Here is a 25,529-nt window from a genome sequence, read left to right on the forward strand (position 1 = left end):
TGGTGGACGTGGCGCTGCAGCGGGAAGGGCTGACGGTCCGGTTGCACGACCCGGCGGCCGACCCCGAGCCGCCGGGCTGGGACGCCCTGCGCGCCCGCGCCGGGCTGCGGGCCAACTGGGCCTGGCCGGTGATGCGGGCCGGCGTCCGCTCCGGCGCCGACCCGCTGCTGCTCGCCGTGCTGTCCGATGTGGACGGTCCGGTCGGCCTGTTCGCCGCCTCCGTGGTCCCGCTGCGCCGCCGGCCCGCCTCGGGCTGGCCACGGGCCGGTTACCTGCACGTGCAGGCGCCGCAGAGCAGCGCGGTGCCCGGATGGTGGCTGGCACCGTCCACGGTGGACGGACGGACGGCGCTGATGTCGGCGTTCCGGCGCGCGGCCCGGCGGGCGTTAGGGCCGGGCGTCCGCGGGATCCTGTGGCGGCAGGTCGGCGCGGACGAAGCGTGGCTGCCGCGCCCGCGGTACTTCAGGGACACCGAGGCACTCGCGGTGCTGGACGCTCCTGAGTCCGCCGACGCCTGGCTGGCCGGCCTGCGCAAGAAGCGCCGGGCGGACATGCGGCGGATCCTGCGGATCGTCGGCGAGGACCCCGACCTGGTGGTGCGCGCCGGCGCGGTCGGCGACGTGGCCGCACCCGACGAGCTGGCGCACCTGGCCCGGCTCAACTCCGCCAAGCACGCGGCCGGCGGCGTCGAACGGCACAGCGGCCCCAGATCGGCGGTCTGGCAGTCGGCCCTCGCCGGCCGCGACGACGTGCACGCCGTCGTCTACCGCGACCTCACCGGCCGGCTCCTCGCCGCCGGCACCGTCCTGGACGACCCGGCCTGGCCGCTGTGGCTGTCGTGGGGCGCGCTGCCGGTCGACGAGGGCGGGCGCCGGCACCTGTACTTCGACCTGCTCCGCCGGCTCGTGCAGCGCGTCTCGGAGCGCGGCGCGAGCGGCATCGTCCTGGGCAAAGGCATGCCTGACCTGAAGGCCGACCTCGGCGCCAGGCTCGTCCCGCAGCGCGCCGCCCTGACGCTGTAGCGGACCGCAAACCCGGACCTCGTGTCTGGCCTCAAGGCCGGGACCCGTGCCGGTCCTCAAGGCCGGGACCCAGTGCCGGTCCTCGGCGCCGGGCCCGTGCCGGTCCTCAACGCCGGACCTCGTGTCTGGCCTCAAGGCCGGACCCCGTGCCGGGCCTGATGGCCGAGCCGCGGGTCGGGCGTCGGGGCCGGGGTCAGGGCCGGAACTCGGAGACGACGAAGCGGCCCTTGCCGCCCTTGGTGAGCTCGAGGGACTCCGCGCGGCACACGTCGAGGTCGAACGGGCGGCCGGCGCTGTCGTGCAGCCACGCCCGGGCCGCGCGGGCCAGATCGTCGAAGCCGCCACCTGAGCCGCCGCCGGTGCCGTGGGTGTCGTCGGGGACCAGCCAGACGGTGATGTTGCCGGCCGGGTCCTGGCGGACCATGCACTCCGCGACGCCCGGGGTGCTGATCGCCATGCCGATGAACGTCCCGGCGTAGATCCGCTCGCCGTCGGGGAGCACGACGTAGTCGTCGGCGCGGCCCTTGGTCAGCTCCAGGCGGGCGAACGTCCGGCCGCACGGGCACGGGGCGGTGTGGCGGGTCGCGCGGTCGCCCAGCCAGTACCGCAGCAGCGGCATCGCCCGCTCCCGCCAGCCGGTGACGACGACGTGCCCCTCGGTGCCGTCGGGGACGGCCCGGCCGTCGGCGTCGACGATCTCGACGTGGACGCGGTCCTCGGCGACGTGCAGCCCGCCTTCGCCGCAGTCGTACGCGATGTGCATGAGCTCATAGGCGGAGTACTCGTTGAAGACCGGCACCCCGAAGCCCTCGGTGAGCTGCCGGCGCACCTCCGGGGTCAGCAGCTCGGACTCGGTGAACACCACGCGCAGCGTGCGCCGCAGCGCGGTGAGCTCGTCGGGGCGCATGCCGCGCAGCAGGTCGCGGAGCATCACCGGATAGCCGATCATCGCGTGCGGCCGCTCCCGCAGCAGCTGCTCCACCCGGTCGCGGACCGGCAGCGCGCTCAGCACGACCGACCGGCGGAACACGCCGAGCCGCTGGTACCAGGCCGTGTCGAGCGGGAACGGCTTGAAGTGCACGAGCCGCGACCAGGGACGGTAGCGGCCGCCGGCGGCGGCGAAGCGGCGGATGTTGCAGGCGCGGTCGTGGGCGTAGTTGGCCGGGTCGTGCCACGCCTCGAGGATCTGCCCGCTGGTGCCGCTGGTCGTGTAGACGGTGACGGCGTCGCGGGTGTACGCCGGGTCGCGGAACCGCTCCTCGCCGGCGGCGAGCACGTCGGTCTTGCGCAGCATCGGCAGCCGCGCGAAGTCCTCGAGGTCGCGCGGCGTGCCGATGTCGAACGACCCGGTGGCGTAGGCGGGCACGCGGGCGCGGGCGTGGCCGAGCGCGTCCCGCAGCCCGGCCAGGGTCAGCCGGTCGAGGGTCTCGCGATCAAGATACTGTGCCCGCAGCACGGACCGGACGGAAAGAAGGCCACCGATCGTCGACATGCCAGGAAGTCTTCCAGACCGTGGCGATGATCGATGTCATCAACGCGCCACCGTGAGGCGGTCCGTGCGCTCCTTCGCCCCGGTGGCGCGGAACAGGTCCCGCAGCACGCCGATCTCGCCGCCGTGATGCATCGTCTCGCGGTTGACGTGCGCGATCAGCGCCGCCATCGGGTCCGCGGAGAAATAGGCGCCCTTCGGTCCCAATGGCGCGCTGAGCCCGGCCAGGTCGAGTGCGGAAACGTGACCGTGCCACTCTCGGTAACTGTCCTCCAGGAACGCGACGCCTTCCCGCGCGGTGTGCGGCAGATCCGCGGGGACGTGCCGCGGGTCGAACATGTCGGCGCCGTCGGCGCTTCCTTCGCGGAAGAACGTGCTGCTCCGGATCACGAAACAACCGACCGCGATGTGCATCATGCGCCAAGCGATCGTCGTCACGGGCGGTGGGTCGGCATCCGCGCCGAGCTCGACGCGGTAATTCCCGTCCTCGTCGGGGCGGACCGACCAGCAGCCCGGCACCGGTTCCCAGAAATACTCCTCGTCGGTGAGCCCGTCCAGCCTGGGCCGCAGATGCGCGTCCCAGTAGAACGCCAACTGACCGACGAGCAGGTCGCCCCAATCGGGTGTGGAAGTGTTCGCCATGGGTAGAGTCTCGCCGATGCTCGGATCATGTGCGGCATCAGGGGTGTCGTCGTAATTGAACCGCCACGATCGGTGACGGTGCCTATTTGAAACCGAGTGCACTTCAAATCCGCAGAATGGGCGATACTATTCCTGCGATGGTCGGCCGTTCGGTCGCCACCGTCACCCGTTCCGTTGCCGAGGAGGGCGCCGTCATGGCCAAGCGCGTCATTCAAGAACTGATCGACGACTTGGACGGCAAGCCGGCCGACGAGAGCGTGCAGTTCGGTCTCGACGGCGTGCAGTATGCGATCGACCTGTCGAAGAAGAACGCCGAGAAACTGCGTGCCGCTTTGAAGCCCTATGTTTCCGCCGGCACGAAGGTCGGACGCGGCACTGTCGCCGCGGCCCGGTCCGGGTCCGGTCGGGGCCGGGGCGCCGCCCGCGGCGACCGCGACCAGAACCGCGCGATCCGCGAATGGGCGCAGGGCGCCGGCTACCAGGTCTCCGACCGTGGCCGGATCAAGCAGGAGATCGTCGACCAGTATCACGCCGCCGCCGGCCGCTGACCAGCGCCGCCGGGCAGGACGCACGAAAAAGCGGATCCGGTCGCCGACCGGATCCGCTTCTGCGTCGCTCACCCGGCAGGGTGACCGCCGCCCGGGGTCAGTGGGCCGCGCCGGCCAGGGCGGCCGCTTCGACGGCGTCGTCCGGGACCGGCGGGAGCGAGCCGGGGCGCACGATCACGAGCAGGGTCGCCGTCGCGACGAGCATGCCGCCGGCGATCACCACCGCCATCGCCGTCGCGCCCGTGCCCAGGACGCCGACCAGCGGGGCCGCGACCGCGCCGACGCCGAACTGGACCGCACCGAGCAGCGCCGCCGCGGTGCCGGCCGCCTCGCCGTGCCGGGACATGGCCAGGGCCGGGGCGTTGGGCAGGGCCAGACCGGCCGCGGTCAGCACCGCCCAGAGCGCCGCGAGCAGGGCGGGCAGCCCCCCGACGTGGGTGGCGGCGAGGGTGAGCAGGACCGCGCCGGCGACCGTGCCGCCGATCAGGGCCGACGTGAGGATGCGCTGCGGCGAGTACCGGCGCAGGAGCCGCACGTTGTACTGCGTGCCGCCGATCAGTCCAACCGCACCGGCGCCGAAGGCCAGCCCGAACTGGGCCTCGCTCAGCCCGTACACCTCCTGGAGCACGAACGAGGAGCCGCCGACGTAGGCGAACAGCGCGGCCATGGCGAAGCCCGCCACGAGGACCAGGCCGACGAAGATCCGGTCGCGCAGGAGCGAGCCGTAGACGCCGAGGGTGGCGACGACACCGCCGGAGCGGCGCCGGGCCGGCGGCAGCGTCTCGGGCAGCGCGAGCGCGGCGAGGGTGGTGAGCAGCACCCCGAAGGCGGCGAGGACGACGAAGACGCCGCGCCACTCGGTCCAGCGCAGCACCGCGCTGCCCAGCGTGGGTGCGAGGATCGGGGCGGCGCCCATGACCAGCATAAGCCGGGAGAACAGGCTGGCGAACGCGGCCCCGCTGAACAGGTCCCGCACGATCGCCATGGCGACCACCGACGACGCGGCGACGCCGAGGCCCTGCAGGACCCGCAGCCCGCCGAGGACGGTCACGTCGGGCGCGAACACGCAGGCGACGGAGGCGAGGACGTGCACGACGAGCCCGGCGAGCAGCGGCAGGCGCCGGCCGACCGCGTCGGACCAGGGCCCGATCGCCAGCTGCCCGAGCGCGAGCCCGGCGAGGGTGCCGGTGAGGGTGAGCTGCACGGCTGTCGAGGAGGTGTGCAGGTCGTCGGTGATGCTCGGCAGCGCCGGCAGATACATGTCGATGGTCAGCGGGCCGATGGCGATGAGCGATCCGAGGACGAGCACCAGTCGCACGGGATTTGCGGTCACATCTTGTGGTCAAGGATTGGATCATCCAGAACATTCCCGTCCTGGTATGCCGTCGCCTGGAGGGCGTACAGCTGCGCGTAGAGCCCGCCGGCGGCGGAGAGCTCCTCGTGGTTGCCCTCCTCGACCAGCACGCCGTGGTCGAGGACGTAGATGCGGTCGACCTCGCGGACGCTCGCCATGCGGTGTGTGATGAGCACCACGGTCCGGCCGGCGGCGAGCTCCCGCAGCCGGCCGTAGACGGCGTGCTCGGCGCGGGCGTCGAGGTTGGCGGTCGGCTCGTCGCAGATCAGCAGCGGCGCGTCGCGGAAGAACGCGCGGGCGATCGCGAGCCGTTGCCATTGCCCGCCGGACAGCTCGGCGCCGTCGTGGAAGTGCCGGGACAGCAGCGTGCGGTACTGCCGGGGCAGCTCGAGGATGAACCCGTGGGCGTCGCCCCGCCCGGCCGCCGCCTCGATCTCCGCCTGCGTGGTCACCCGGTCGTGCCGCCCGGTGGTGATGTTCTCCGCCGCGGACAGGGGCCAGTTCGTCGGGTCCTGCATGACGACCGCGACGTGCTCGCGGACGCTGTCGGGGTCGACGCCGGCCAGGTCGACGCCGTCCCACGCGATGACGCCGCGGTCCGGCCGGTACAGCGCGGCGAGCAGCTTCGCGAGGGTCGACTTGCCGGACCCGTTCTCGCCGACGAGCGCGATCGTCTGGCCGCGGCGGATGCTCAGGGTGACGCCGCTGACCGCGGGGCGCTCCGCGCCCGGGTAGGTGAAGGTGACGTCGTCGAGGGTGAGCACCTCGAAGCCGGCCGGCGCCGGCGGCTGGTGCAGCGGCTCGGAGCGGGCGGTGGCGAGCGCGCAGAAGGACTCGTAGTCGCCGAAGTAGAGGCCCTGCTCGTAGAGGTGGTTGACGGAGAACGCGACCTGGGTGAGCGCGTTGATGCCGGTGCTGATCGCGTAGGCCGCGGCGCCGCCGACCGCGATGTCCATCCGCCCGGTGAGCAGCAGCCCGATGAGCGCGGCGTACGCGGCGCCGGTCGCGAGGGAGCCGAGGGCGTGCCCGACGAGGTTGGTCCGCACCTGCGCCGAGGACACCTTCACCTGCTCCCGGGTGGAGGCGTCCAGCAGCCGGCGCACCTCCGCGAGGAGGTACCGCTGCAGCGTGAACGCCCGCAGCTCGCCGGCCTGGTCCCGCTCGGCGAGCAGGTCCGACAGCATCCACTTGCGCCGCCAGACGGCGATGAGGCGCAGCTGGTGGCGGTACCCGAGCCGGGCCGAGCGCACCGACGCCCAGAAGTTCGGCACGACGGCCAGGACCAGCAGCGGCAGCAGCAGCGGGTGGAGGACGGCGAGGACCCCGGCGGCCGCAGCCAGGGAGATGACGTTGGTGCCGAGCTCGATGGCGTGGTCGACGACCCGCTGGGCGGCGTCGATGCCGCGGTCGCGGGCCCGCTGCATCCGGTCCCGCCAGCCGGCGTCGTCGAAGGTCGCCAGGTCGACCCGCGTCGTCAGCTCCAGCAGGCGCAGCTCGGCGGCCTGGCTCACCTGCGGCGACAGTCGGCCCTGCGCGGCGGTGGCGGCGGAGGAGAGCAGCGTCCGGGCGGCGCCGGCGGCGATCATGACCAGCAGCGACGGCACCGCCGCCCGGATCCGGTCGGGGGTCGGGCCCTCGCGGAGCAGCCCGTCCAGGACGCCGACGACGTTGACCAGCCCGACGCCGGAGGCGACCCCGGCGGCGAGGTTGCCCGCGACGACGGCGGTGGTCGTGCGCCGGTCGGTGCGCCAGGCGAGCCGCCACGCCTGCAGCAGCAGCCCCGGCAGCCGCCGCACCATTTTGCCGAACGACGCCGAGGCGGCCTCCGCGGTCGCCGTCAGCCAGTAGGGGACCGCGAGGTCGTCCGCCGGATCGTCGCCATCGATCGTCATGTGTCTATGGTGCCGCGCGAAGGTAAACGCTCAGGTCCGCCGAACGGCCGCCGATCGGGCGGAGGTGAACCTTGCCGCGGTGCTGATCGTGCGTGACTCGGCCACCATGCTGTCCCGGTGCCTGACGTCGCTGCGCGGGGTCGTCGACACGATCCACGTCCACGACACCGGCTCCAAGGACGACACCCCGGCGATGGCCCGCGACCTCGGCGCCGTCGTCAGCCACGGCACGTGGACCGGCGACTTCGCCGCCGCCCGCAACAAGGCGCTGGCCGAGGCCGCGGCGGCCCGCGGCGCGCCGTGGGCGCCCGCCGACTGGGTGCTCAGCATCGACGCCGACGACCGGGCCGTGGCCAGCGCCGGCAAGCTGCGCGAGGTGCTCGCCGCGACGACCGCCGACGCGCTGCTGGTCGACATCGACAACGCCCACGACGAGCTGCCCTACACGTTCCGCACGGCCCGGCTGTTCCGCCCGGCGCAGCTGCGCTGGAAGGGCCGGGTGCACGAGCACCTGGTGCGGATCAAGGGCGGCGCCGCACCGGACGTGTTCGTCGACCGCGGGCACGGCACGAGCGTCGGCACCGGGCACGGTACGGGCACCGTGCAGGGCATCGGGATCGTGGAGTGGCCGTCGGCGCCGCGCGAGGCGATCCGGCTGGAGCACCAGGGCTACGCCGACCCCGACGAGCGGCGCAGCAAGGCCGAGCGCAACGTCGAGCTGGCCCAGTCGATGCTCGACGCGATCGCCGACGGCTCCGGCGACCCGTCGCAGGCCGCGGACACGCTGCTGGACCTCGGGCGCAGCCTGGTCGGCGCGGGCCGCACCCAGGACGCCGTCGACGCGTTCGAGACGCTGCGGGAGATCGCGCCCGGCACCCGGCAGTGGATCCTCGGCACCGACGCCCTCGCCCGGCTGCTGCTCGGCGCGGGCATGGACGAGGCGGTCCTGGTGCTGACCGCGCAGCTGCGCGGCGCCGGGGTGGCCCGCGACTACTGCGACTGGCTCGACGCGCAGGCCCTCGCCCAGCTCGGCGACGTGGCGGAGGCGTGGCGGCTGCTCCAGCCGGTGCAGCGGGTCGTCGACCCGGCCGGCCGGGTGTACCCGCCGGAGCACCTCGCGGAGCTCAAGCGCCTCCTCGACCGGCTGCACTCGATGCCGACCGCGGCGGGCGGGGGATGAAGCCGCTGGTGCGCGCCACGTAGTCGGCGTAGCCGGGTCTGGTGCGCCGCAGCTGCTCCTCCAGCATCGGCTTGCCGGTCTTGGCCGCGAGGAACCACGTCATCAGCACGGGCGACAGCACCGTCAGCCAGCCCTGCCACTGCAGGCAGGCCAGCGCGAACAGGCCCCACCAGACGCAGGCGTCACCGAAGTAGTTGGGATGGCGGGTGTACCGCCACAGCCCGCTGGACAGGACCTTGCCCTTGTTGGCCGGGTCCCGGCGGAAGCGGGCCAGCTGGGCGTCGCCGACGGCCTCGAACACGAAGCCCACCAGCCACACCGCGACCCCGATCGCCGCCCACCACGACAGCGGCCCGTCGTGCAGCTGCGCGACCTGCACCGGCAGCGACACGAACCACAGCGTGACCCCCTGCAGCAGGTAGACCATGCGCAGCGCGTACAGGTTGCGGCTGCCCTTCGCGTTGGCCAGCAGCTGCTCGTAGCGCGGGTCCTCGGGCGCGCCGATCGAGCGGATCCCGATGTGCGCGGCGAGCCGCACGCCCCAGACGACGGTGAGGGCGGTGACGAGCCAGCGGGTCGCCGGGTCGCCGTGCCCGCCGGACAGCACGTGGCCGGTGACCGCGACGGCGGCGAAGCCGAGCCCCCAGGCGACGTCGACGACCCGGTGCCGGCCGGTCACGGCGCCGACCGCGAACGCCACCAGGACCACGGCCAGCGCGGCGGCGAGGGTGCCGAGCAGGCTCACCAGCAGCGGGCTCACCGGGGGACCGCGCCCAGGCCGCTGTCGCCCTCCGGGGTGCGGCGCACCGCGAGGATCTGGTCGACGCCCATCCTGCCCTCCTCGAACGTGAGCGCGCCGCCGACGAGATACAGCCGCCACACCCGGGCGACGGGCTCGCCGACGAGACCGACGACGTCGTCCCAGCGCCGCTCCAGGGTGGCCAGCCAGGCGTGGACTGTGCGCACGTAATGCTCCCGCATCGCGTGCACGTCGCGCACCTCCAGGCCGGCGTCCTCCAGCAGCGCGACCGTCTCACCGACGGGGCGCATGTGCATGTCGGGCGCCACGTAGGACTCGATGAACGGCCCGCCGCCGGGCGCGTGCCCGCGCCGGGACATCTGCTGCACCAGGAGCCGGCCGCGCGGGGCGAGCAGCCCGTGCAGCTTCGCGGCGAACACCGGGTACTGGGCGGCGCCGACGTGCTCGCCCATCTCGACGGTGGCGATCGCGTCGAACGGCCCGTCGGCGACGTCCCGGTAGTCCTGCAGCCGGATCTGCACGCCGGTGATCCCGCGCTCGGCGGCGCGGGCGGTCACGAAGGCGCGTTGCTGCTCGGACAGGGTGACGCCGACGACCTCGACGCCGTGGTGCCGGGCGGCGTGCAGGCTCAGCGACCCCCAGCCGCAGCCGACGTCGAGCATCCGCATGCCCGGTCGCAGGCCGAGCTTGCGGCAGATCAGCTCCAGCTTGTCGTGCTGCGCGTCGGCGAGGCCGTAGCCGGGTCCGGCCGAGGTCCAGTACGCGCAGGAGTACGCCATGTGCTCGTCGAGGATGAGCTGGTAGAACGCGTTGGACAGATCGTAGTGGTAGCTGATCGCGGCCCGGTCGCGCTCCCGGCTGTGGATCGTGCCGGCCAGCTTCGCCTGCGCGTCGGGTGCCTTCGGCCGGGGGCCGAGGACGCCGAGCCGCAGCGCGGTCCGCACCGCCCGCAGCCGGCCCACCTTCGCCGCGCCGCCGGTCAGCCGGTGCGCGCGGGCGTGCCGCCACACCTGGCGCAGCCCCTCGGCGAGGTCACCCTCGACGTCGAGCTCGCCGGCGATGTACGCCTGCGCGAGCCCGAGCTCGTCCGGGTGCCACAGCAGCCGCCGCAGCGCCCGCCGGTCGCGCAGGACGAGGGTCGGGCCGGCGTCGGGGCCGGCCTCGCTGCCGTCCCAGGCCCGCAGCCGGATCGGCAGCCGCCCGGCGGTGACCCCGGCGACGGCGGCTTCCAGCTGCTGGGCGACGCCGTTCCTGGCGATCGTGAGAGTCATGCGGTGGGCTCCGTTCGGCCGAGGACGAGCTGGCAGACGTCGAGGTAGCCGGCGGCGAAGCCGGCCTCGCAGTAGGCGAGGTAGAGCTGCCACGTCCGCTGGAACGTGGCCTCGAAGCCGAGCGCGGCGACGTCGGCGGATCGGGCGGCGAAGCGCTCCCGCCACAGCCGCAGCGTCGCCGCGTAGTGCGGCCCGAACGAGAGCCGGTCCAGCACGCCCAGCCGGGTGTGGCCGGCCAGGGCGCCCTCGATCGCGGTCCGGGACGGCAGCAGCCCGCCGGGGAAGACGTACTTCTGGATCCAGGTGTACGTGTCGCGGGACGCGAGCATCCGGTCGTGCGGCATGGTGATCGCCTGGAGCCCCACCCGGCCGCCCGGGGACAGCAGCTCGTCGAGGGTGGCGACGTAGTCGGCCCAGAGCCGCGGCCCGATCGCCTCGATCATCTCGACGCTGACGATCGCGTCGAAGCGCTCGCCGGACGCCGGCAGGTCGCGGTAGTCGCAGAGGCGCACCTCGATCCGGTGCCCGACGCCCGCCTCGGCCGCCCGGCGCACCGCGAGGTCCCGCTGCTGCCGTGACAGAGTCACGGTGACCACGTAGGCGCCCCGCCGCGCCGCGCGGATGGCGAGCTCGCCCCAGCCGGTGCCGATCTCCAGCAGCCGGGTGCCGGTGGCGACGCCGGTGCGGTCCAGCAGCCGGTCGATCTTGCGGTGCTGCGCCGCCTCGAGCCCGGCGGACGTCGCCGTCGCCGGGTCGGGGAACAGCGCCGCCGAGTAGGTCATCGACGGGTCGAGGAAGAGCGCGAACAGCTCGTTGGACAGGTCGTAGTGCCGGCCGATGTTGCGCCGGGCGCCGTCGCGGGTGTTCTCGTCGTCGCCCGGGGGCCGCGCGCCGTGGAAGCGGCGCAGCCACTGCAGCCGCGGCGGCACCAGGGCCGGCAGGTCCGCCGCGAGGACGGTGAGCAGCCCGACGAGGTCGTCGGCGTCCCAGTCGCCGGCCTGATAGGCCTCGCCGAAGCCGATCAGCCCGCCGGCGCCGAGCCGGGCCAGGAACGCCTCCGGGCGGCGGACCAGCAGCGCCGGCCCCGCGTCGCCGAAGACGCGCCCGTCGGGGAACACGATCCGCACGGCGACCCGCGCGGCGACGCGCCGCAGCAGCGCCGTGGCGACGGCACCGCGCAGCCGCGCGGACGGCACCGCCGCGACGTCCGGCCAGCGCTCACGGTCGGCGTCGGCGAAGGACCCGGCGGTCCGCGGAATGGTCGAGGTCACGCTACGTCCTCCTGCGGGCGATGGATGATGGGCAGGCCCCGCAGGTACAGGCGGATCCCCTGGATCCGGATGCGGAGGCTGACGAGCCTGGTGACGAGCGCCGAGCGGCGGCCCGCCGGCCGGGCCCGTCCGGCGAGCGTCGCCACGAACGGCCGGCCGCCGTCCTGTTCGAGCGCGATGCTCAGCGCCAGCCGGGCGCCCGGTTCCGGCAGGCGCATCCGGTACCGGCCGGCGACCCTGAAGAACGGCGACACGTAGAAGGCCTTGCGGGCCGTCTGCTCCGCCGGGTCGATCAGGTACCGGTGCCGGCCGCCGTACGTGTTGTGCACCTCCGCCACGATCGCGGCCAGCCGCCCGGCGGCGTCGCGGCACCAGTACACGGTGAGCGGGTTGAACACGTGGCCGAGCACGCGCGGGTTGGCGAGCATCCGCACGGTGCCGGCCGGGCCGATCCCGTGGCCGGCGAGGAAGTCGTCCAGGTTGGCGCGGATCGACCTCGCCGGGTCGCCGGCGTGGTCGCGCGCCTCGAAGCCGGCCGGCAGGTGATCGAGGTCGACCAGCCACAGGGAGGTCCGGTACGCGAACCCGTGCCGCAGCGGCGCGGTCCGCTGGTGCCGGACCACGCACTCGTACACCGTCGCGGCGGTCACCACGCGACCCCGAGCGACCGTGCCGCCGCGACGCCGGACCGGCAGCCGTCCTCGTGGAAGCCCCAGCCGTGGTACGCCCCGGCGAACGCGGTCCGGCCGTCCCGCAGCTCGGCGAGCCGGCCCTGGGCGGCGACGGACTCCCGGGTGAAGATCGGATGCTCGTAGGTCATCCGCGCGATCACCGCGTCGTCCGGGATGCCGCCGTCGCCGCCCAGGGTCACCAGGTAGCGGCGGCGCGCGTCCAGGCGTTGCAGCCGGTTCATGTCATAGGTGACGCGGGCCGGCCCGGCGCCGGGGGAGCAGCCCGGCAGCAGGTAGTTCCAGGCGGCCCGGGCGGCCTCCCGGCGGGGCAGGCGGGAGGCGTCGGTGTGCAGGACGGTCTCGTTACGGGAGTAGCGGAACGCGCCGAGCACCTCCCGCTCCGCCGGGCTCGGGTCGGTGAGCAGCGCGAGCGCCCGGTCGGCGTGGGTGGCCACGACGACGGCGTCGAAGGTGTGCGTCCCGCCGGCGTCGTCGCGGACCGTTACCCCGTCCGCGTGCCTGGTCACGGACCTGACCGGCACGCCCTGGCGGACCGCGGTCAGCTCCTTGGCGAGCAGGTCGACGTAGGTCCGGGACCCGCCGACGACGGTCCGCCACGTCGGCGACCCGGACACCGACAGCATCCCGTGGTTGGCGAGGAACGTGAACAGGTACCTCGCCGGGTACTCGGCGACCAGTTCGGGGCCGCACGACCAGACCGCGGACACCAGCGGCACCACGAAGTGCTGGACGAAGTGCCGGCTGTGACCCCCGGCGGCCAGGAACTCCCCGAGCGACGGGTCGCCACCGGTCTCCAGCAGCCGCCTGGCGCGGCGATGGAAGCGCGGCACCTGGCCGAGGGTGTGCAGGAACGCGGCCGTCGGCCGCCGGGCGAGCAGGCCGCGCGGGCCCTTCGCGCCGGCGTACTCCAGGCCGCAGCCCTCGCAGCGCACCGACATGCTCATCCCGGTGGCCTGCGTCGGCACCCCGAGCTCCCGGAACAGGCGCAGCAGGTGCGGGTAGGTCCGCTCGTTGTGCACGATGAACCCCGAGTCGACCGCGACGGTCCTGCCGCCGTCGTCGACGTCGTGGGTGTGCGCGTGCCCGCCGAGCCGCGGCTCGGCCTCGAAGAGGGTGACGTCCCAGCCCTGCCGCAGCACGTACGCGGCGGTGAGGCCGGACACCCCGGCGCCGATGACAGCTACTGTTCTCACAGCCGTCATTCGGCGCCCGCCGCGGGCCGGATTGGTCACCCATCCGGTGCCGGTCCCGCGCCGAATGCCCTGGGTGAGCGAACCTCGCCTGGTCACGACGGGTCCCGAGCGCGACGCGGCGGCGGTCGTGGTGCTGCTGCCCGGCGGCCGTGCCCGCAGCCTCGCCCGGTCCCCGCGGGGGCTCGCCTACCTGCGCATGCTGCCGTTCGGGTGGTCCGTCCGGAGACGGTTCCCCGACGTCGCGGTCTGGCGGCTGCGGTACCGGTACCGCGGCTGGAACGAACCGGACCGGCATCCGGTCGCCGACGCGGGCTGGGCGCTGCGGGAGGCCGCCCGGCGGCAGCCCGGCAGCCCCGTCGTGCTCGTCGGTCACTCGATGGGCGGCCGCACCGCGCTGCGGCTCGCGTCGCGGGTCTCGGGGGTGTGCGCGCTCGCGCCGTGGATCGAGCCGAACGAGCCGATCGAGCCGCGGGATCCGTTCGGGGCGCCCGGGTCGGTCGTGCTCGCGCACGGCGCCGAGGACCGGATCACGGACCCGGCGATGTCCGCCCGGTACGCCGCGAGCACCGGTGCCGAGTTCACGCTCGTCGCGGGCGACGGTCACGCGATGCTGCGCAGGCCGGGGGAGTGGGACCGGATCGTCGCCGACTTCGTCGCCGGGGCGCGTCGATCCGGCCCGGGTGGGTATGGGTGACGGCATGCGAATCGGCTACTTCCTGTCCAGCGAGGAATACACCCCGGCGCAGCTGGTCGAGCAGGCGAAGCTCGCCCAGGACGCCGGCTTCACCGGGTTGTGGATCTCGGACCACTACCATCCGTGGAACGAGGCGCAGGGCCAGAGCCCGCACGTGTGGTCGGTGATCGGCGCCCTGAGCCAGGTGGTCAGCATCCCGGTCACGACCGCGGTGACCTGCCCGATCATGCGGATCCACCCGACGGTCGTCGCGCAGGCGGCGGCGACGAGCGCGGTCATGCACGACGGGCGGTTCGTCCTCGGCGTCGGCACCGGCGAGGCGCTCAACGAGCACATCCACGGCGACGCCTGGCCGGGCGCGGCCGAGCGCCTGGAGATGCTCGAGGAGGCCGTGCACGTGATGCGGGAGCTGTGGGACGGCGGCTTCGTCAACCACCGCGGCGCCCACTACACGGTGGAGCAGGCGCAGGTGTACACGCGGCCGGAGACCCCGCCGAAGGTGTACATGTCGGCGTTCGGGCCGAAGGCGCTGGAGCTCGCCGGCCGGATCGCGGACGGGTTCATGTCCGTGGCGCCCGTCGCCGAGCACGTCGAGGCCTTCCGCAAGGGCGGCGGCGGGGACAAGCCGGCGCAGGGCGGCTTCAAGGCCTGCTACGCGGAGTCCGAGGACGCCGGCGTGCGGATCGCGCACGAGCTGTGGGCCAACGCGAGCGTCCCCGGCGAGCTGTCGCAGGTGCTGCCCTCACCGAAGCACTTCGAGCAGGCCGCCGAGCTGGTCACGCCCGACATGACCCGCGACGCGATCGCGTGCGGCCCCGACCCGGCCAAGCAGGCGGCCCAGCTGAAGCAGTACGAGGACGCCGGCTTCGACGAGGTGTACGTCGCGAACGTCGGCCCCCACTACGCCGAGCTCATCGACCTGTACAAGCGCGAATTCCTGTAAGGAGGGCCGGCATGCCGCAGCAGGCGTGGAACGCGAAGCGGGAACGGCAGTACGGACACATCAAACGGCAGCAGAAGGCGCAGGGCCGCTCGGAGGACGTCGCGGAGGAGATCGCCGCCCGCGTCGTCAACAAGGAGCGGGCCCGCGCGGGCGAGGCGCGGACCGCGAGCCGCACCTCGACCGAGGACATCTCCTCCGCCCGGCGCGGCGGGCTGCGCTCGCACACCGGCCCCGGCGGCCGCACCCGCGACCAGCTCTACGAGGAGGCGAAGCGCAAGAACATCAAGGGCCGCTCGAAGATGACGAAGGCGCAGCTGGAGAAGGCGGTCGGCTGAGGCCTACGGTGGCCTGATGCTCTCGGAGTACGTGCGCCGCCTCGCGGGGCCGCGGGTCCGGCCGTTCGCCGGCTGGTACAGCGGCTACCGCGAGACCGGCGTCGTGCCCGGCGTGCACCGGGGCCTGCCGTCGCCGTTCCTGACGCTGATCGTGACCCTCGACGACCCGCTGCGGGTCGCCGCGCACCCCGATCCGGCGATCCCGCCGGGCACGTACGACACGCTGCTCGGCGGGCTGCACACGGCGCCGGCGACGCTCGTGCACGACGGGCGGCAGTCGGGCATCCAGATCGCGCTGTCACCGCTCGGCGCCCGGACGCTGCTCGGGCTGCCCGCCGGGGAGCTGGCCAACGTCGACGTCACCGCCTCCGCCGTGCTCGGGCCGTTCGTCGACGTGCTGCGCGACCGGGTCCGCGCGGCCGGCACGTGGGCGGAGCGCTTCCGGATCGTCGACGAGATGTTCGCCGCCCGGCTCCGCGATCCCGTGCTGCCCGCGCCGGAGGTGGTGCACGCGTGGCGGCTGCTGCGCGGCGGCACCGTCACGGCCGCGGAGGTGGCGCGGGAGGTCGGGTGGAGCAGCCGGTACCTCAGCCGCCGCTTCAACGTCGAGATCGGCCTGGCACCCAAGGCGGTGGCGCGGGTCGCGCGGTTCGACGTCGCCCGGCACCGGCTGCAGGAGGGCGCCGACTCCCTCGCCGCGCTCGCGGCCGGCTGCGGCTACTACGACCAGGCGCACCTGACCCGCGAGTTCACCGCGCTCGCGGGGCTGCCGCCGGCGCGGTGGCTCGCCGCGGAGCAGCTGCCGCCCTTCAGCGACGTCGCCGGCTGAGCGTCCTCGTCCGTGGGTTCCTCCGTACGGTTCCGAAACGTCCAAGACCGGTGCCGGGTGCCTCGGCAGACTGGCCGTATGACTTCTTCAACTCCGCCCGAGCCGCAGGTCTGGCCGACGCTGCGGGCCGCCGACGCCCGCGCCCTGATCAGCTTCCTCGTCGAGGCGTTCGGCTTCCGGGAGGTCGTCGTGCACGGCGAGGGCGACCGGGTCGAGCACGCCCAGCTCGCCTGGCCGCTCGGCGGCGGCATCATGCTCGGCAGCGCCCGCGACTCCGACGGCGACACGTTTCCGCTGCGGCCCGGCACGTTCGGCGCCTACGTGGTGACCGACGACCCCGACGGGCTCTACGCGCGGGCCGTCGCCGCCGGCGCCAAGGTGCACATGGAGCTCACCGACCAGGACTACGGCTCCCGCGACTTCATCGTCCGCGACCCCGAGGGCAACCTGTGGTCGTTCGGCACGTACCGCGGCGAGCCCCGCTGACCGTCGCCGTCGTCCGTCCCCGCCGTCGCGGCCTTATGCGCTGCGGCGGCGGTCGGCGTTCATCGGCCACGGGGTGGTCGTGGACTGCGCGGCGACCTCCGCGTCGGTGACCAGGCCGTGCGGGTCGCCGGAGAGCGCGCTCTCCAGGGACCGGTAGGTCGGGATCGTCGACAGCGTCCCGCCTTCACGCAGCGTGTGGACGACCGCGGCGGTGGGCAGCGCCAGGACCAGGGATCCGCCCTGTTCAAGGGCGATACCCGCGGTGACGCGCAGCATCATGACGCCGGTGCAGTCGATGGCGGTGACCCTCGCGAGGTCGATGACGATCCTGGGCTCGGGGCGCAGCAGCAGCTGGGAGAGCGCGGTCTCCAGCTGCATCGCGCTGGCCGCGACCAGCGCGCCGTGACACGTCAGCACCGTCGCGGCAGCGAGTCGGTCCACTGCGAAGGTGAGAGCTGCCATGCTGCGACGATACGGTCCGCCGTGACGGTCCGTGAACCTCTGTCCAGGTGGAGGGACCACCCGACCGGCCGGTGGCTGGACAGCCGGTCGTCGCTGCGGGTGATCCGACAAGCGGGCGGTGACTGGTCGCGCGGGTGTTCTCGCGGGTGTTCCGAGAGGAACCCGGGTGGGTACGCAACCAGGAGCCCCCGCGATACGTCTCCGCCCGACGAAAGGTGCATTTGCGGTGCAATTGGACTCTCGGCCCGCGGTTGTCGACTGCGCGTTGTACGTCGGCGGGGTCCGCCAACCGGACGACCTGCCGCTCGGCGCGCTGTACGAACGGGCCCGGGAGCGACCGGACGCGTTCGTCTGGATCGGGCTGCACGAACCGGATCCGGAGCGGTTCGCCGACGTCGAGAAGGTGTTCGGGCTGCATCCGCTGGCCGTCGAGGACGCGCTGAACCCGTCGCCGCAGCGGCCGAAGGTCGAGCGGTACGAGGACGTGACGTTCTTCGTGGTGCGGACCGCCCGGTACCTGCCGCACGCGGAGCTGACCGAGACCAGCGAGGTGATCGACACCGGCTCCGTCAGGGTGTTCCTCGGTGGCCACTTCGTGGTCACGGTCCGTCACGGCGAGGCCAGTGAGCTGCGCGCCGCCCGGCAGGACCTGGAGGCCAACCCGGCGCAGCTCGCGGCCGGGCCGTGGGCGGTGCTGCACGCCATCCTGGACCGCATCGTCGACCAGTACCTGGCCATCGTCACCGCGTTCGACACCGACGTGCAGGAACTGGAGAAGGCCGTGTTCCGCCGGGACAGCGGCATCAGCATCGAGCACGTCTACCAGCTGAAGCGGGAGCTGATGGAGTTCCGCACCGCGGCGGTGCCGTTGCAGCGGCCCCTGCTGACGCTGCTGGACAAGCAGACGTTCGCCCTCGCCAAGGAGATCCGGCGGTACTTCCGCGACGTCAACGACCACGAGACCAGGGTCGTGGAGCAGGTCGTCAACCACGACGACATCCTCAACTCGATCCTGCAGGCCAGGCTGGCGCAGGTCACCATCGACCAGAACGACGACATGCGCAAGATCGCGTCGTGGGCGGCGCTCGCCGCGCTGCAGACCGCCATCGCGGGCGTCTACGGCATGAACTTCGTCTTCATGCCGGAGCTGCACTGGCGGTACGGCTACTTCTACGCTCTGGCGCTGATGCTGGGCAGCGGCCTGCTGCTGCACCGGGCGCTGCGGCGCAACGGCTGGCTGTAGCCGGTTTCAGGCGGCGATGCCGAGGCTGCGGATGTGGCGGGCCTCGCGGGCGGCCCGCGTGAGCGCCTGCACGGTCTTCGGCCCGGCGACGCCGTCGATGACGAGCCCGGCGCGGGACTGGAAGCGGCACAGCGTGAGCGGCACGTCCGACAGCGGGGAGCGCGGCCGCAGCAGGCCGATCTCCGCCAGCAGCGCGCGGACGTCGCGCGGGTCGGCGGGCGGGGCGGCGGTGTCGGGTGCGCTGACGGCGCCGGCGAGCGCGGCGCCGACGGCCTGCAGAGTACGGCGAACGGTCATGGCTCAAGTGTGGTGCGCCCGGCCGCCCGCCGCGTCAGGGCTTTCCTGTCGGCCGACCCTGAGTTCCCCCTGACGCGTCTCTACGCTCCGGGGATGAGCACGCCGAAGCCGGTCCGGGCGAGGCGCAGCAGGACCTGTCCCGGCGCGGTGAGCGTGGCGAGCTTCGCCGCGGAGGCGTCCTCCAGCTGGCGGACGCGGCCGGTGTACTGCTGAGGCCCCTGCCTGCGCGCGGCGTCGAGCACCGCCGTGTTGCGCCACACCTTCGCCCTCGCCTCGGTGAGCAGCCGCCGGGTCGCGGCCCGGTTCGCCGGCGCGAGGACCCGGTCCAGCAGGCCCGGCCTGGCCAGGGCGCGCCCTTCGGCCTCCTCCGCGCCGACCCGCGCCATGAGGACCGTGTCGATGTGGGTGTGGTCGCGTTCCCGGGCGGCGCGCACGGCGGGGTCGTCGAACTCCGCCTCGCCGATCACCGCGATCAGCGACTGCGGCAGGTCGTAGTTGATGTGCGCGTTCATGCCGAGCAGGACGTGCCGCAGCGGCGGCAGCCCCGGCCGGTCCCGCGCGGTGTCGAACGCGATCCGCCACGGCCGCGGCACCGCCTCGCCCTCGCCGGCGAGGGCGGCGTCGAACGCGTCCAGGTACAGGTCGGCGAACGCGACGTCCCACCGGTTCAGCCACGCGGCGTCCAGGAACCCGCCCCGGTCGATCTCCTCCGCGACGGCGTGCGTGGTGCGCAGGTAGGTGCCGTGGAAGTGCCGGCGGGCGTCATGCGGCGCGAGCCGATCCAGTCCGTCCTCCATCCGCCGGATGACCGCGGCGACGGCGTCGTCCATGCTCAGTCCGCCCGCAGGACCCGGCGCAGATGCGTGTATCCGTCGGCGGTGCCGATGCTCACCCGTGCGGCGGGCACGGCCAGGTAGTAGTTGACCGCGTCGATGAGGAACTCGCGCCAGATCCAGGCCTCGCCCGCCGGCAGGCGCACCTTCACCGGCCGGCGGCGGAGCGGGCCGGTGGTGCGCAGCAGCTCCGGCCGGCCGATGCGCATGAGCGGTTCGACGACCGAGGCGGTGCGTGACGGGCCGGCCGACACCGCCTCCCACGGCACGTCGCGGCTGCCGAACTGGTACGTGATCCGCAGGCCTTCGGGACGCAGCAGGATCCGGCCGCTGCCCCGGCCGTGGATGGCGACCCGCAGCAGGAACAGGACCAGCAGCATCGCCGCGGAGACACGCCCGGCGACGACGTACGCGCCGGGGATGGACGCCGGCCACAGGAACAGCCCGGTGGACACGGTGCACGCGGCGAGCACCGTCACCGCGGTCGACGCGCTCAGCCGGTCGGCCGGCGGTGCGACGAAGGCGCCGTCGCGGAGGTCGAACGCGACCGGCCGCCGCCGCCGGAGCTGCAGCAGATTGACGGCCTGCGCCACCAGCATGAGCAGCAGCGGCGGCAGGGTGAGCAGCAGCGGCGCCAGGAAGGGTGCGTCGGTGCCTGCCGGGTGCGTGTCCCAGCCGTCGTGCCACCGCCATACCACCGCGAACCAGCCCAGCGCCAGGGCCGACGTCACCGCCAGGTAGCCGTCACCGGCGCGCCAGGGCCGGCGGCGGGTGGGTGGCGGTGCGGTGAGTGCGGTCACGGTCGCAGTGTGCGGCACCACGGATGACGGCGACAACCCCGACCACCCTTCCCTAGTCAACCAGTAGGAGAAGTGGGTATAGTGCGCGGCACCAAGTCCGTCAATGAGGAGCGTCATCGATGCGTCGGCTCTCGGTCGTCCTGACCGGTGTCATGGTTCTGCTGGGCACCACCCTGGCCGCGGGGTGTGCCGCCGACAAGGAGCCGGCCGCCGCGACGCCCGGCGCGGCCGAGGAGCCGCTGAAGGTCGGATACCAGCGCTTCGGCGGGCTCAGCCTGGTCAAGGCGCGCAAGGCCGAGGCCGCCGGCACCACCTGGTCGCTGTTCGAGAGCGGTCCGGCGCTCACCGAGGGCATCAAGGCCGGCGCCATCGACATCGGCCAGGTGGGTGAGGCCCCGCCGATCTTCGCCGCCGCCGGAAAGATCGACTTCAGGATCATCGGCACCTCCAAGCCGGTGCCGAAGGGCGAGGCCGTCCTCGTCAAGGCGGCCAAGGGGTACAACTCCTTCAAGGACCTCAAGGGCAAGAAGGTCGCGCTCAACAAGGGCTCGAACGTCAACTGGCTGCTCGTGCGCCTGCTGGAGGCGAACGGCATGACCATCAAGGACATCGACGTGCAGTACCTCAAGCCCGCCGACGCCCGGCCCGCCTTCGACAACGACCAGGTCGACGCGTGGATCATCTGGGACCCCTACTTCTCGCTCGCCGAGACCCCCGGCGTGAAGGTGCTCGTCGACGCGACCGGCCTGGCCAACAACCGCGAGTACATCCTCGTGTCGCCGCAGGCACTGAAGTCGAAGCCCGGCAAGATCCGCGAGTTCCTCAAGACGTACCGCGAGGTCACCGACTGGGGCATCGGCAACCCCGACGAGCGCGTCAAGATCCTCGCACCGGAGCTGAACATCGGAGAAGACGTCGCCCGCCGCGCCCTGGACCGCAGCGCCCAGCCGCTGGCCGCGATCGACGGCGCGATCGGCGACGAGCTGCAGCAGATCGCCGACGGGTTCACCGAGCTGCAGCTGATCCCCGGCAAGGTCGACATCAAGGGCCGCATCGACGACCAGTTCTCGGACATCCTGCGATGACGACGCTCCTGGACCGGCGGGCCGCGGTGGTGGGCGTCGCCGCCCGCCGCCGGTCCGCCGCCCGGCGCCGGCTCCGGGCGGTGACGCCGCTCGCCCTGCTCGCCGCGTGGGAGGGCGGCGTCCGGGGCGGCCTGCTCGACCCCGACAAGCTGCCCGCGCCGAGCACGGTCCTGGCGACCGGCTGGCGGCTCGCCGCCGAGGGCACCCTCGGCGAATACCTGCTCGACTCCGTCCAGCGGGCCGTCCTCGGGCTGCTCATCGGCGGGCTGCTGGGCCTCGCGCTGGGCACGCTCGCCGGGCTGGCCCGGCTCGGCGACGACCTGGTCGACCCGACGGTGCAGATGGCCCGGATGCTGCCGCACCTGGGCCTGGTGCCGCTGCTCATCATCTGGGTCGGCATCGGCGAGTCCCTGAAGGTGACCCTCGTGGCGCTCGGCGCGTTCTTCCCGATCTACCTCAACACGTACGCCGGCATCCGCAACATCGACGAGCGCCTCGTGGAGGCGGCCCGCACCTGCGGCCTCACCGCACTGGAGCGCGTCCGGCACGTCGTCGTGCCCGGGTCGCTGCCGTCGCTGTTCCTCGGCGTGCGGCTCGCCTTCGCCGCCGGCTGGCTCAGCCTCGTCGTCGGCGAGCAGGTCAACGGGCAGGGCGGCCTCGGGTTCATGATGATGGAGGCCCGCGAGTTCAGCCAGACCGACGTCGTCGTGCTCGGCCTCGTCACGTACGCGCTGCTCGGCCTCGTCTCCGACCTGCTGCTGCGACTCGGCGAGAGGAGGCTCCTGGCATGGCGGCACGGACTGCGGGCCCGGTGAACGCGGTCGGGGTCCGGCGGTCGTTCGGCGCCGCCGTCGTCCTCGACGGCGTCGACCTCACCATCGCGCCCGGCGAGGTCGTGGCGCTGCTCGGCGGCAGCGGCTCCGGCAAGAGCACGCTGCTGCGGATCCTCGCCGGGCTCGACGGCGACGCGACCGGCGACGTCGAGACCACCGGCACGACGGCGGTCGTGTTCCAGGAGCACCGGCTGCTGCCGTGGAAACGCGTCGCGGCCAACGTCGCGCTCGGCGTGCGCGGCGCCTCCGTCGGCGAGCGCGTCGACGCGGCCCTGGCCGAGGTCGGGCTCGCCGACCGCCGGGACGCCTGGCCCGCGGAGCTGTCCGGCGGCCAGGCGCAGCGCGTCGCGTTCGCCCGGGCGCTGGTACGGGAGCCGGACCTCCTCCTGCTCGACGAGCCCTTCGGCGCGCTGGACGCGCTGACCCGGCTGCGGATGCAGGACCTCTTCGGCCGGCTGCGCGCCACGCACGGCTTCGCGGCACTGTTCGTCACCCACGACGTCGACGAGGCGCTGCTGCTCGCCGACAGGGTGCTGGTCCTGGACGGCGGGCGGATCGCCGAGGACCGGCCGGTGACGCTGCCGCGGCCGCGGGCGGTGGACGCGCCCGGCTTCGGCGCCTCCCGCCGGGAACTGCTCGCACTGCTTTTCGCCTGACCTCTCGGGTGCGATGAGTTCGGCGCCCGCGCTTCGTCAGTACGGGAAAGTTCCTACCGCTGGAAGGACATTCCCTCGTGACCAAGATCATCTTCATGATGTCGGTGTCGCTGGACGGCTACTTCGAGACCAGCTCGCGGACCCTCGAATGGCAGAACATCTCCGACGAACTGCACACCCACTTCAACGAGGAGATCGCCGCCTCCGGCGGGCTGCTCAACGGCCGCGTGTCCTACGAGCTGATGGCCGGCTTCTGGCCGCACGCCGACGAGGACCCGGCGGCGCCGAAGGTCGTCGCGGACTACGCCCGCATCTGGCGCGACGTGCCGAAGGTCGTCTACTCCCGCACGCTGCCCTCGGCGGAGTGGAACAGCACGATCGTCCGCGAGGTCGTGCCCGCCGAGGTGGAGGCCCTCAGGTCAGCGGCCTCCGGCGACCTGTTCGTCGGCGGCCCGGACCTGCTGGCGACGTTCCAGGCGCACGGCCTGGTGGACGAGTACCGCCTCTACGTGCACCCGGCGGTGCTCGGCGAAGGCCATCCGCTCTTCCGCCCCGGCACGTCACTGCGCCTGCGGTTCCTCGAGTCGCGCCCGTTCGCCGACGGGGTGGTCATGCTGCGGTACGCCGCCACTAGGTGAGCCTGCTCAGCGCGGCCTGGTCGGGGCTGCCCGGGGCGGCCTGGAACGTGACGAACCGTTGCCCGTCGACGGCGGTCAGGATCTCCGAGGTCAGCTCCAGGCACCCCGCCCGCTCGTGGCGGAACGCCCTCCTGGCGCCGCTCTTCGCCCGGACGTCGTAGTGCGCCCACAGGTCCGCGAACTCGTCGCTGCGCTCACACAGCTCGCCGACCAGCGCCGCCCGGGCCGGCCCGTCGGCGACCGTCCGCAGGTGCGCGACGCAGTCCTCCGCCATCCGCCGCCACGACACGAACACGTCCCGTGCCCGGGGGTGCGTGAACACGTACACGACCAGATTCCCCGGCACGGTCAGGCCGTCCAGAAGCGAGCGGCCCTCCTCGTTGGCGGCGAGCAGGTCACTGGTCTGCGTCAGCACGTACGCCGGCGTCGGCCGCACCATCTCCAGCAATCGCACCAGGCCGGGTCTGACCCGCTCCCGCGCCTCCGGCCGCCGCGCCGCGGGGTGCGCCAGCTGGTGCAGGTGCGCCCGCTCGTCGTCGTCGAGCATCAGTACCGTGGCGAGGGAGTCGAGGACCGACCGGCCCGGATTGGTGTCCTTGCCGCGCTCCAGCCTCGTGTAGTAGTCGACGCTGACCCCGGCGAGCGCGGCCAGCTCCTCACGCCGCAGGCCGGGCGTCTGCCGGCGCCCGGTCCCCGCCGGCAGGCCGGCCTCGACCGGACCGACCCGGGCCCGCCGGCTGCGCAGGAACTCCCCGAGGCTCACACTCCCCATTCTGCCGCTTCCCCGTCCGCCCGGGAGGGGCCCTGCGAGGGCCTGGCCTCGTCCGGTGCTCCCACTCCCGCCTTCGCCGCGGCATGCTGACGGCCATGACACAGCAGCACGTACTGGTGATCGGCGGCAGTTCGGGCATGGGCCTGGCGCTCGTCGCCCGCCTCCTGTCCACGGGCCGCGCGGTGACGATCGCCGGCCGCTCCTCCGCCCGCCTCGCCGCGGCGGCCGCCACCCTCCCGCAGGCCCGCACGGTCCAGCTCGACGTCAGCGTCGAGTCCGAGGTCGCCGCCCTCACGTCGGCCACCTTCGACCACGTGGTGGTGACGGCCGCGGACGCCGCCGGTGCGTACGCGCCGCTGCCGTCCTTCACGCTCGACGCGGCCCGGACGGTCCTCGCCACGAAGGTCCTCGGCCCGTGGCTGGTCGCCAAACACCTGGGCCCGCTGCTGTGCCCCGGCGGCTCGCTGACCTTCACGTCGGGCATCGCCGCGTACCGCCCCGGACCGGGCGCCTCGATGATCGCCACCGCCAACGGCGCCCTGGAGGCCCTGGCCCGGACCCTCGCCCTGGAACTGGCCCCGATCCGGGTCAACGTCGTCTCGCCCGGCTGGGTCGACACCCCGATCTGGGACACCCTCGCCGGCACCACGAAGCACGACCGCTTCGCCACGATGGCCGCCAGACTCCCGGCCGGCCGGGTGGGCACTCCGGACGACATCGCCCTGGCATTCCTCGCCCTGCTCGACAACCCGTACATCACCGGCACGGTCCTGCACGCCGACGGCGGTCACCGTCTCGTGTGACGTCCACCGACCCCCCGGCCCGGCCTCCTCGGGCGTTCGCGGCGGTGCTCCGGCCGCGGCCGCGGCCGCTGCTGCTGTGACGGCCGGGCCCTTGCGTCCACCACGGCGACCTCGGCATGCCGTCGCGGCGGTGAGGGTCAATTCGTCGCAGCCAGTGCAACACCCGGCCTGTCGCGGCCGGTGCGGCGTTCGGTCTGTCGCGGTGGCTGTGGCGCTCGGGCCGTCATGGCGAGTGTGGTGCCCGGACGGTCGCAGCTAGTGCGGCGTTCGGTCTGTCGCAATGGCTGTGGCGCTCGGGCCGTCATGGCCAGTGTGGTGCCCCGACGGTCGTAGCCGGTGTGGCGTTCGGTCTGTCGCGGTGACTGTGGCGCTCGGGCCGTCATGGCCAGTGTGGTGCCTGGACGGTCGCAGCTAGAGACCATTCGGGGTCAGGGTTTGGGTTGCTCCTTCTTTGTGGGTGATCGCTCTGGCCTGTGGCGGCGGTGTGCTGGGGGTATGCGGTACGG

General features: G+C 73.5%; 28 protein-coding genes. 14 read left to right on the top strand and 14 right to left on the bottom strand.

Features of this window, described 5'->3' with window-relative positions; all coding sequences use genetic code 11:
- Positions 1 to 8: 8 nt before the first annotated feature.
- Complete coding sequence (locus tag ACZ6TV_RS27230; RefSeq protein WP_465300097.1) at positions 9 to 1,022, top strand: GNAT family N-acetyltransferase; 1,014 nt, start codon at positions 9 to 11, stop codon at positions 1,020 to 1,022.
- A gap of 193 nt (positions 1,023 to 1,215) precedes the next feature.
- Here the strand turns inward: ACZ6TV_RS27230 and ACZ6TV_RS27235 are convergent, their stop codons facing one another.
- The gene (locus ACZ6TV_RS27235; RefSeq protein WP_465300098.1) at positions 1,216 to 2,514 is read right to left on the bottom strand and encodes a phenylacetate--CoA ligase family protein; all 1,299 of its coding nucleotides are present in this window, start codon (positions 2,512 to 2,514) and stop codon (positions 1,216 to 1,218) included.
- Positions 2,515 to 2,553: 39 nt separating this feature from the next.
- Positions 2,554 to 3,255: a DinB family protein gene (locus ACZ6TV_RS27240; RefSeq protein ID WP_465300099.1), complete on the bottom strand. Its 702-nt coding sequence runs from the start codon at positions 3,253 to 3,255 to the stop codon at positions 2,554 to 2,556.
- A 92-nt stretch (positions 3,256 to 3,347) separates the two neighbouring features.
- On the opposite strand from ACZ6TV_RS27240, the gene ACZ6TV_RS27245 reads away from it, so the two are divergent.
- Positions 3,348 to 3,701: a histone-like nucleoid-structuring protein Lsr2 gene (locus tag ACZ6TV_RS27245; RefSeq protein ID WP_465300133.1), complete on the top strand. Its 354-nt coding sequence runs from the start codon at positions 3,348 to 3,350 to the stop codon at positions 3,699 to 3,701.
- Positions 3,702 to 3,798: 97 nt separating this feature from the next.
- On the opposite strand, the gene ACZ6TV_RS27250 is transcribed toward ACZ6TV_RS27245, so the two are convergent.
- A complete protein-coding gene (locus tag ACZ6TV_RS27250) occupies positions 3,799 to 5,019 on the bottom strand; it encodes a multidrug effflux MFS transporter (RefSeq protein WP_465300100.1) in 1,221 nt (406 codons plus the stop codon).
- Between the two features lie 11 nt (positions 5,020 to 5,030).
- Positions 5,031 to 6,947, bottom strand: a complete 1,917-nt coding sequence (locus ACZ6TV_RS27255; RefSeq protein WP_465300101.1) for an ABC transporter ATP-binding protein — start codon at positions 6,945 to 6,947, stop codon at positions 5,031 to 5,033.
- A gap of 79 nt (positions 6,948 to 7,026) precedes the next feature.
- On the opposite strand from ACZ6TV_RS27255, the gene ACZ6TV_RS27260 reads away from it, so the two are divergent.
- On the top strand, positions 7,027 to 8,127 hold the full coding sequence (locus tag ACZ6TV_RS27260; protein ID WP_465300102.1) for a glycosyltransferase: 1,101 nt from the start codon (positions 7,027 to 7,029) through the stop codon (positions 8,125 to 8,127).
- Here ACZ6TV_RS27260 and ACZ6TV_RS27265 read toward each other — a convergent pair.
- Genes ACZ6TV_RS27265 through ACZ6TV_RS27285 form a run of 5 tightly spaced genes read right to left on the bottom strand, consistent with a single transcriptional unit; the run spans position 8,072 to position 13,314 of the window.
- On the bottom strand, positions 8,072 to 8,887 hold the full coding sequence (locus ACZ6TV_RS27265) for a DUF1295 domain-containing protein (protein ID WP_465300103.1): 816 nt from the start codon (positions 8,885 to 8,887) through the stop codon (positions 8,072 to 8,074). The two genes, ACZ6TV_RS27260 and ACZ6TV_RS27265, sit on opposite strands and share 56 nt — an antisense overlap.
- Positions 8,884 to 10,158: a class I SAM-dependent methyltransferase gene (locus tag ACZ6TV_RS27270; RefSeq protein ID WP_465300104.1), complete on the bottom strand. Its 1,275-nt coding sequence runs from the start codon at positions 10,156 to 10,158 to the stop codon at positions 8,884 to 8,886. Before ACZ6TV_RS27270 ends, ACZ6TV_RS27265 begins: the two co-directional genes overlap by 4 nt.
- Positions 10,155 to 11,429 carry a class I SAM-dependent methyltransferase gene (locus ACZ6TV_RS27275; RefSeq protein ID WP_465300105.1) on the bottom strand — a complete coding sequence of 425 codons (1,275 nt, stop codon included), beginning with the start codon at positions 11,427 to 11,429 and terminating at the stop codon, positions 10,155 to 10,157. Before ACZ6TV_RS27275 ends, ACZ6TV_RS27270 begins: the two co-directional genes overlap by 4 nt.
- On the bottom strand, positions 11,426 to 12,079 hold the full coding sequence (locus tag ACZ6TV_RS27280) for a DUF1365 domain-containing protein (protein WP_465300106.1): 654 nt from the start codon (positions 12,077 to 12,079) through the stop codon (positions 11,426 to 11,428). Before ACZ6TV_RS27280 ends, ACZ6TV_RS27275 begins: the two co-directional genes overlap by 4 nt.
- Entirely contained in the window at positions 12,076 to 13,314 is a 1,239-nt protein-coding gene (locus ACZ6TV_RS27285) for an NAD(P)/FAD-dependent oxidoreductase (RefSeq protein WP_465300107.1), read from the bottom strand. The genes ACZ6TV_RS27280 and ACZ6TV_RS27285 overlap by 4 nt, the downstream gene beginning before the upstream one ends.
- Positions 13,315 to 13,387: 73 nt before the next feature.
- On the opposite strand from ACZ6TV_RS27285, the gene ACZ6TV_RS27290 reads away from it, so the two are divergent.
- The 5 genes from ACZ6TV_RS27290 (at position 13,388) to ACZ6TV_RS27310 (ending at position 16,601) form a co-directional block, all read left to right on the top strand.
- On the top strand, positions 13,388 to 14,008 hold the full coding sequence (locus ACZ6TV_RS27290; RefSeq protein WP_465300108.1) for an alpha/beta hydrolase: 621 nt from the start codon (positions 13,388 to 13,390) through the stop codon (positions 14,006 to 14,008).
- A 4-nt stretch (positions 14,009 to 14,012) separates the two neighbouring features.
- The gene (locus tag ACZ6TV_RS27295) at positions 14,013 to 14,951 is read left to right on the top strand and encodes a TIGR03557 family F420-dependent LLM class oxidoreductase (RefSeq protein ID WP_465300109.1); all 939 of its coding nucleotides are present in this window, start codon (positions 14,013 to 14,015) and stop codon (positions 14,949 to 14,951) included.
- An 11-nt stretch (positions 14,952 to 14,962) separates the two neighbouring features.
- Complete coding sequence (locus ACZ6TV_RS27300; protein ID WP_465300110.1) at positions 14,963 to 15,286, top strand: plasmid stabilization protein; 324 nt, start codon at positions 14,963 to 14,965, stop codon at positions 15,284 to 15,286.
- A gap of 16 nt (positions 15,287 to 15,302) precedes the next feature.
- Complete coding sequence (locus ACZ6TV_RS27305; protein ID WP_465300111.1) at positions 15,303 to 16,115, top strand: helix-turn-helix domain-containing protein; 813 nt, start codon at positions 15,303 to 15,305, stop codon at positions 16,113 to 16,115.
- 78 nt (positions 16,116 to 16,193) lie between these two features.
- Positions 16,194 to 16,601 (top strand): VOC family protein, encoded by a 408-nt coding sequence (locus ACZ6TV_RS27310; protein ID WP_465300112.1) that lies wholly within the window; start codon positions 16,194 to 16,196, stop codon positions 16,599 to 16,601.
- Positions 16,602 to 16,634: 33 nt separating this feature from the next.
- Here the strand turns inward: ACZ6TV_RS27310 and ACZ6TV_RS27315 are convergent, their stop codons facing one another.
- Positions 16,635 to 17,063: an STAS domain-containing protein gene (locus ACZ6TV_RS27315; protein ID WP_465300113.1), complete on the bottom strand. Its 429-nt coding sequence runs from the start codon at positions 17,061 to 17,063 to the stop codon at positions 16,635 to 16,637.
- Positions 17,064 to 17,289: 226 nt separating this feature from the next.
- On the opposite strand from ACZ6TV_RS27315, the gene corA reads away from it, so the two are divergent.
- Positions 17,290 to 18,306 (top strand): magnesium/cobalt transporter CorA, encoded by a 1,017-nt coding sequence (gene corA / locus ACZ6TV_RS27320; protein ID WP_465300114.1) that lies wholly within the window; start codon positions 17,290 to 17,292, stop codon positions 18,304 to 18,306.
- 6 nt (positions 18,307 to 18,312) lie between these two features.
- Here corA and ACZ6TV_RS27325 read toward each other — a convergent pair whose 3' ends face one another.
- From ACZ6TV_RS27325 to ACZ6TV_RS27335, 3 genes are all read right to left on the bottom strand, one after another.
- Positions 18,313 to 18,603: a peptidoglycan-binding domain-containing protein gene (locus ACZ6TV_RS27325; RefSeq protein WP_465300115.1), complete on the bottom strand. Its 291-nt coding sequence runs from the start codon at positions 18,601 to 18,603 to the stop codon at positions 18,313 to 18,315.
- A gap of 80 nt (positions 18,604 to 18,683) precedes the next feature.
- The gene (locus tag ACZ6TV_RS27330) at positions 18,684 to 19,433 is read right to left on the bottom strand and encodes a DUF5995 family protein (RefSeq protein ID WP_465300116.1); all 750 of its coding nucleotides are present in this window, start codon (positions 19,431 to 19,433) and stop codon (positions 18,684 to 18,686) included.
- A 2-nt stretch (positions 19,434 to 19,435) separates the two neighbouring features.
- The gene (locus ACZ6TV_RS27335) at positions 19,436 to 20,236 is read right to left on the bottom strand and encodes a hypothetical protein (RefSeq protein ID WP_465300117.1); all 801 of its coding nucleotides are present in this window, start codon (positions 20,234 to 20,236) and stop codon (positions 19,436 to 19,438) included.
- A 119-nt stretch (positions 20,237 to 20,355) separates the two neighbouring features.
- Between ACZ6TV_RS27335 and ACZ6TV_RS27340 the strand changes: the two genes are divergently transcribed.
- From ACZ6TV_RS27340 to ACZ6TV_RS27355, 4 genes are all read left to right on the top strand, one after another.
- Positions 20,356 to 21,321, top strand: a complete 966-nt coding sequence (locus ACZ6TV_RS27340) for an aliphatic sulfonate ABC transporter substrate-binding protein (protein WP_465300118.1) — start codon at positions 20,356 to 20,358, stop codon at positions 21,319 to 21,321.
- A complete protein-coding gene (locus ACZ6TV_RS27345; RefSeq protein WP_465300119.1) occupies positions 21,318 to 22,136 on the top strand; it encodes an ABC transporter permease in 819 nt (272 codons plus the stop codon). Before ACZ6TV_RS27340 ends, ACZ6TV_RS27345 begins: the two co-directional genes overlap by 4 nt.
- Positions 22,109 to 22,810 carry an ABC transporter ATP-binding protein gene (locus tag ACZ6TV_RS27350; RefSeq protein WP_465300120.1) on the top strand — a complete coding sequence of 234 codons (702 nt, stop codon included), beginning with the start codon at positions 22,109 to 22,111 and terminating at the stop codon, positions 22,808 to 22,810. The genes ACZ6TV_RS27345 and ACZ6TV_RS27350 overlap by 28 nt, the downstream gene beginning before the upstream one ends.
- A gap of 77 nt (positions 22,811 to 22,887) precedes the next feature.
- Complete coding sequence (locus ACZ6TV_RS27355; RefSeq protein ID WP_465300121.1) at positions 22,888 to 23,448, top strand: dihydrofolate reductase family protein; 561 nt, start codon at positions 22,888 to 22,890, stop codon at positions 23,446 to 23,448.
- Here the strand turns inward: ACZ6TV_RS27355 and ACZ6TV_RS27360 are convergent.
- On the bottom strand, positions 23,441 to 24,220 hold the full coding sequence (locus ACZ6TV_RS27360; protein WP_465300122.1) for a helix-turn-helix transcriptional regulator: 780 nt from the start codon (positions 24,218 to 24,220) through the stop codon (positions 23,441 to 23,443). The two genes, ACZ6TV_RS27355 and ACZ6TV_RS27360, sit on opposite strands and share 8 nt — an antisense overlap.
- A 95-nt stretch (positions 24,221 to 24,315) precedes the next feature.
- On the opposite strand from ACZ6TV_RS27360, the gene ACZ6TV_RS27365 reads away from it, so the two are divergent.
- A complete protein-coding gene (locus tag ACZ6TV_RS27365; protein ID WP_465300123.1) occupies positions 24,316 to 25,023 on the top strand; it encodes an SDR family oxidoreductase in 708 nt (235 codons plus the stop codon).
- The last annotated feature ends 506 nt before the right edge of the window (positions 25,024 to 25,529 follow it).

This window comes from Dactylosporangium sp. NPDC051087, from assembly GCF_055586325.1.